At 56.6% G+C, this 5,881-nt stretch carries 4 protein-coding genes, 1 tRNA gene and 1 pseudogene; 4 read left to right on the top strand and 2 right to left on the bottom strand.

The annotated features are described in order from the left end of the window. Positions 1–219, bottom strand: a pseudogene (locus VR74_RS19370) (5-formyltetrahydrofolate cyclo-ligase); the annotation flags it as partial. A gap of 257 nt (positions 220–476) precedes the next feature. Then, the gene (locus tag VR74_RS19365) at positions 477–1,544 is read right to left on the bottom strand and encodes an esterase-like activity of phytase family protein (protein ID WP_045699637.1); all 1,068 of its coding nucleotides are present in this window, start codon (positions 1,542–1,544) and stop codon (positions 477–479) included. A gap of 142 nt (positions 1,545–1,686) precedes the next feature. Between VR74_RS19365 and VR74_RS19360 the strand changes: the two genes are divergently transcribed. From VR74_RS19360 to VR74_RS19345, 4 genes are all read left to right on the top strand, one after another. Next, a complete protein-coding gene (locus tag VR74_RS19360; RefSeq protein WP_045699635.1) occupies positions 1,687–2,151 on the top strand; it encodes a helix-turn-helix domain-containing protein in 465 nt (154 codons plus the stop codon). A gap of 201 nt (positions 2,152–2,352) precedes the next feature. Continuing rightward, positions 2,353–2,427: transfer RNA gene (locus VR74_RS19355), tRNA-Gly, on the top strand. 455 nt (positions 2,428–2,882) lie between these two features. After that, a complete protein-coding gene (locus VR74_RS21375; protein WP_299951390.1) occupies positions 2,883–4,064 on the top strand; it encodes a glycosyltransferase family 2 protein in 1,182 nt (393 codons plus the stop codon). Between the two features lie 108 nt (positions 4,065–4,172). Continuing rightward, positions 4,173–5,881 (top strand): glycosyltransferase family 39 protein (locus VR74_RS19345; RefSeq protein ID WP_299951387.1); only part of this gene is annotated, 1,709 nt, incomplete at its 3' end.

Here is a 5,881-nt window from a genome sequence, read left to right as displayed (position 1 = left end):
TTCAGCGCCCGCGCGGCTGAGGCGCTGCATCAGCGGGGTGGGGTCAATCTCCTCGTTGATCGGCACATAGCCAGCCACAACGGGGCCATACCGCTCCAGAAGTTTCATGGGAAAGAGTTCTGCAAGCTTTTCGGCGGCGTCAGGGTCGCGCGCCGCCGCTTCGGCCCGCAGGGTGCGCATGCGGTGGCGGAGCTGTGTCTTGTCGGGAGCCTGGGACATGCAGAGAGCCTTAACGCGCGATCTTACCGGCGTCACGCCCCAATAATAGCGCACAAGAACCGCAGACGTCGCTGGGCATATTCTCTCCCGTCAACCTAGAGACTAGGTGGGCGCCGGGTGAGCCCGGACCAGGGTCCGAACCAGAATGCCAGCTCCCTGACGATGAGTAAGGTCGCCGGAGATCAGTCCCATTGCGGGCGCCGCAGCCCTTGTGCAACGTCAGATGTAAGCCTCATCTGCAAAGATTGTAAGTGAGATTATTCCGTACGGGTGTCGACGTCGAAAGCGTAGAGCAACGTTTGCTGGCGGTCGGAGAAATTATTGTCGGAAATCAGCCAGATGCGCAGTGTGTCCGCGTTGAGGCGTTCGGCTGCGACGCCTTCAAAATTATCGACCGTCATCGGGCGCTTGAGCTCGATCTCAGTATTCGACGTTGACCAGGTAATGATGTTGCGGTTGCCACGGATCGGATCGTAGCTGCGATACAGGGTCACCGTCACCGGTTCGCCGGTGGCATCCGTGGTTTCGTCGAAGCCTACCAGCGAGTAGCCTTTAGGATTCGGCGCCGTGTCTCCTGTCAGGACACCTTTGCCGGTAGCGAAAACCGTGCCCAGAGGCGATCTGCCGCCCCCGAAACTTTCCAGTCCGAACTTGATTGTACCGTCAGGCAGGAGTGAAAGGGCTTCAGCGCCCTGGTTGTCGTCGATCTGTTTGCCGGCCACATCGAAGGGCAGGACAGCGACAGGCGCGGCCCTGGCATTCGCGCCGCATTTAGCGAGGTCGAATGCCTCGATCCGGTGATTGCGCTCGAAACTGACGAGCGCCAGCCCGTCACGAAATGTCAGGCCTTCGGCATCTCCATCCGACTTTCCCGACAATTGCGTGCCGTCCGCCCCTAGCATGTAGGCCAGGTTGCCCGTCCCATCGGGATGACCATCGGACAGCCCGATCCAGACGAACGCGCCGATATCAGAGACCGTCAGCAGGTTACCATCTGGCAGTGTTTGGATGCCGGACAGTCCGCCAAAATTGACGTTGCCGGATGTCAGGCGCCATCCACCCGCGAACACGACGGAGTCAGGTAAGGGAGGGGTTGCGTCAGTGTCATTCAGGTTGATCGGAACGGCTGCAATCGGGATAGCGGTCGGTTTAACAGCAGGTGTACCGGTCGGGCAGGAATGGCTCCGAAGGGATCGGACCGCCGTGTCAAAGCTCCATAAAGCGGTCTCGCTGGCGGGCTGTCGGACGGTGGCTTCGACCGGGTCCGGTGCGGCACAGGATGCCAGTCCCATCAGGAGCGAAGCGGCGAAGGCCCAATTTTTCATGCGAAGCCCTGTCCTGAGTGCGCCGGTACTGGCCGTGCCTTTCCCATCGGATGGCGGCATTTGCAAGGCGGTTCGCGGGAAAATCGAGCATTGGTCACGGGGCCTCTGGATTTCGAAAGCGAACCCATACATGAGAGTCGGAATGACCCAGATTCCTCTCGCCCGCCGGTCTCCGATTCCACCGGAGACTTGTAACCTCGCCAGCGCCATCGAAGTGGTTGGCGACAGGTGGACTCTGCTGATCCTGCGGGCGGCTTTGTATGGCGTGCGCCGGTTCGATGATTTCCAGGCCGAGCTTAAATGCCCGCGTACAGTCTTGTCGGGCCGATTGAAGTCGCTGGTTGATTCCGGACTGCTGGTGAAGCGGCCCTACAAGGCGCCCGGAAAGCGGGCCAGGCCGGAATACCTGCTGTCTGCCATGGGATTGTCGCTGCGTCCGATCCTGATCGGCCTGACGCAGTGGGGGGATGCCTGGCTCGCCGGAGGGGAGACGCCCCCCATCAGTTTCACCAAGGCGGGAACGAAAAGCGCGATTCGCGCAGCCTTTGTCGATGCCGACGGACGGGAAGTGCGACCGGACCAAATTCGTACCGTCATCCGGGGCTGAACCCGGCCGAAATCGCGACGTCTGGTTTGATTTCGCCGCCTCTGACCGGCTCCTTTGCTTGCGCTGCCGGAAGATCCATGGATGCGGGCTCACAGCCGGGCAAATTGTGCAGCAGGGCCGAACTAAGCGCTTGCAAACGCCTGCATGATGCGCTTTATCACGCCTTCTCGGCGGGGTTCCTGCTGAGCGAAAATTCAGGATGCGGGCGTAGCTCAGTGGTAGAGCACAACCTTGCCAAGGTTGGGGTCGAGAGTTCGAATCTCTTCGCCCGCTCCAGAATAACTCAATAAGAATAATATGCTTTCTGGTTTGGGGGAGGCATTATTCTATCTTTCATCGGATTCTGGCATATACGGATTGTATCTGGATATTGCCGGTGATGGCGAGCTTCGCGCCCCGCAGGCTTTCGCAAACGATGAACTTCCTCAGGTATAATTTTCACGACGCCTTGGAACGCTACTTTATGTCGATGGTAAATCGCCTCCAGTCGGATTGCTGCCAGCTATGCGTCATGAGCCGATTAAAGCAAATACTCGGATCAAAACCATGTAATTGAGCTGGATAATTCAGACATGCCGCTCAAGTATTCCGAGCCAAGCTTGATCCAGCATTGTCTTTTATGCAAGCTGTTGGCCCGCCCATTGCAGTGTATGATACTGCAAAGTTCCGCGTTGACGCCTGCAAGGAAGGCCGGGACGCCTTTAGGTTTTCAATGATTCGGGACAAGCTACATGTCGTGCCAATTCGTTACAGTTCTGATCCCAACTTACAATCGTTCTGAATTGCTGCTTGCCACGTTAGCCTCAGTTTTTGCGCAATCCCGTTTGCCGGATGAGATCGTTGTCATAAACGACGGATCTACCGATGATACGTTGAAGAGGCTTTCAATGCTGGGCGACAGGGTCCGCGTCCTGACTCAGGAAAACCAAGGTAAATCCGCTGCGCTCAACCTGGGTCTTCGCCATGCTCGCGACGGGCTGATCTGGATCGTCGACGATGATGATCTGATGGATCCGGACGCGCTGCAGACCCTGGTTGACTTGTTCGGCCACGACGCCGGCGCAGAGTTCGTATACGGAAGACATGAGCGATTTTCGGTTAATCCATCGGGCGAGATCAGGCGATTTGATACCGGTTATTGGTGCGAATGCTTGCCAGGGGAGTTCCTGATCGCGACGATGGAAGATATGTTTGTCCACCAGCCCGGAATGCTTGTCCGCAAGTCTCTGTATGATCGTGTTGGTCCGTTCGATATTAGCCGAGCGCGTTCTCAGGATTACGAAATGCTCATACGTTTAGCTCGGTCTGCAACGGTCGCCTCGACCGAAGACGTTGTGTTTCTCCAGCGCGTTCATGACGGCGAACGAGGAGCGGGCGAACGGGCGATCTCCAGTGATCAGCGTGATTCCAAATGGGTCGAGAACGACCAATCCATATTTAGAAATATATATGCAAGTTTTGATCTTAAGGAGTACATCCCGCCTCACATGGAACTGACAGGCCCAGCGGCGCTTCGGTATGCCCTTTTGAGCCGCGGCGAAATAATGGCCCGGAAGAAGCTGTGGGATCTTGCAATTGCAGACTTTGGCGCCGCCAGAGACGTCACGACGGATCCGCTGAGCGAAGCGGAAACACGTATTGTACGGCGCTCACTCGCTGGAAAGTATGGCTGTGATGAGATCATCACGGATCGCGCTTTGATGCTTGCGCTTGAGAGGTTAGCTGATGGTTCACGGCCTGGTTTGCAAATAGTTTCGTCGCTGGCCCTGGGATTGAGATGGCGTGTTCTGAATGAACTGCGCGGCGGACATATGCTGAAAGCATTGGCGTTGTTTCTGTGCATGATAAAGCTGCGCTTCGCAGGCGCCATTCGCGTGAAAAGGGATGTACGAAGAACGAAGCTGGCCGACTGATCTGTTCATACAGGGATCAGGGGGGGAATACATCGGACCGCCGCAAAGTCCACAATAGCAATTTTGGCAAGATACTCACGGCAATTGATGGCTGCATATCAAGTGCTCATGGCCAATCCGTTTCTGCGCCAGTTTCAGGTTCAGCCCGTACTTGAATCATCTTCCACTATTGCTGATTGCAGGATGATCGACAGGGCGTGGTCGCTGGCCGATTCCGTCAGTCGTCGAGTAAAGCCCTATCGGGTTGGAACGCTTCTTGCAAATTTGACGGCCAAAGCGTTTGAATGGGCTAGGCGCTTTTTTTGGGGGATGAGTATGTTTGGGGATCGATTCGAGCGGTTTCGTTCCAGCCACTGGAGCGGCTTTTTCCTGATATTTCTTTTGGCCCTGGGCTTGCGATTTTACGCGCTCGGGCAGGAATCCCTGTGGATTGATGAAATCAGGACGTACTGGTTTGCCAGTTCAACCTGGGAACGTGTGTGGGTCGAGTATCCCACCCTCGAAGTGCATCCACCGCTCTACTTTGCGCTATTGAAATTGTGGATGGGCGTATTCGGCACGACCGAAGCAGCCATGCGGTCTCTTGCTTGCCTCTTCAGCCTGACAGCGTTGACATTCGTCTATCTCACAGCCCGGATCGTAACAGGGAAACAGAGCAACCACCCCGCCTGGATTGCCGCCCTGGTTTTTGCGATCGCCACGCAACAGATTCAATACGCTCAGGAAGTGCGGTTCTATTCTGCGCTGACGATGGCGTTCGCGATGGTCGTGTATGCGACTGTCTGGTTCCTGAATAATCCGAACAGCGCGCGCGATCCGATCTGGGCACCTCGCAGCCGGCCAGCATGGCTTGCCTACGTCTGCCTTGCGCTCGGTTCTGCCTTGCTCATGTGGTTCCACTCTCTTGGTGCGCTCTATAATCTCAGTTTCGCATTGGTGATGGGAGTTTGGTGGGCGCGCGTGCATCGGGCATCGCTGACAGTGTTGATCAATTTTTCCTTGGTCGTCGCGGTGGCCTTACTCATCTACAGCCCGAGTATCGCCAACCTGTTCAACACCTTGTTCAACATGCAGGCAGGGGGGTACTGGATTTCCGCACCGTCATTGGAGCGCTTAGCGGAATTGTTTGCGTTCACTTACGGATTCGAACAGCCCTACGCCAACAAGATCGACTTCGCGTTGACCACGCTTGTCGTCGCGGTGGCGGGGGTCGGTGGCTATGGAATCTGGCGCAGCGGACGCCAGCAAATGGCGCTGGCGCTCATCGTGTTCTCGTTCATGCCATTTCTGTTGTCGACCCTCATAACGTATGGCCTGCAGCCAACCTTGCTGGACCGGACCCTGGTACCGATGTTCGCGCCTTGGTCCGTCCTGATTGGCGCCAGCGTGTTGACGAAGTTCAGGTACCGGGCAGGCCTTGCGGCTCTGGTCGTCGTTCTTGTCGCTTACGGCGCCTATGCGGTCGATTATTACAGGGAAATGCGTAAGGAGCCATGGCGAGATGTTGTCGGTTATGTTGCTGACAACGCAGCGCCTGATGAACCCGTCTTCCTGCTGAACAATATTATCCAGATCGCATTTGACTACTATTTGCGTGACAGTGACGCGCAGCTGGACCTGCGCCCGCTTCCGGACCGCTTTCCGGCCAATCGCGATACTTATCTCTATCCGATCGGCGGTCGTTCGGAGCCGATGATCACCGATGCGCGCGCGCGCGAGGCGTTCGATCAGGTCGCTGGTGCTCAGCGCATATGGATGGTTGCGCGCAGCTCTTTCCGTTTCGAAGAAACGCAGGGGTATGCGAAGGACTATTATGC

The organism is Hyphomonas sp. BRH_c22, assembly GCF_000961795.1.
In the GTDB taxonomy this organism is placed as follows: Bacteria; Pseudomonadota; Alphaproteobacteria; order Caulobacterales; family Hyphomonadaceae; genus Hyphomonas.
Note: the sequence above shows the minus strand (reverse complement) of the source record. Positions and strands in the feature narration are given on the sequence as shown.

Coding starts and splice junctions, on each gene's coding strand:
- VR74_RS19365 (WP_045699637.1), bottom strand. CDS start 1,544: ATGAAAAATTGGGCCTTCGCCGCTTCGCTCCTGATGGGACTGGCATCC.
- VR74_RS19360 (WP_045699635.1), top strand. CDS start 1,687: ATGACCCAGATTCCTCTCGCCCGCCGGTCTCCGATTCCACCGGAGACT.
- VR74_RS21375 (WP_299951390.1), top strand. CDS start 2,883: ATGTCGTGCCAATTCGTTACAGTTCTGATCCCAACTTACAATCGTTCT.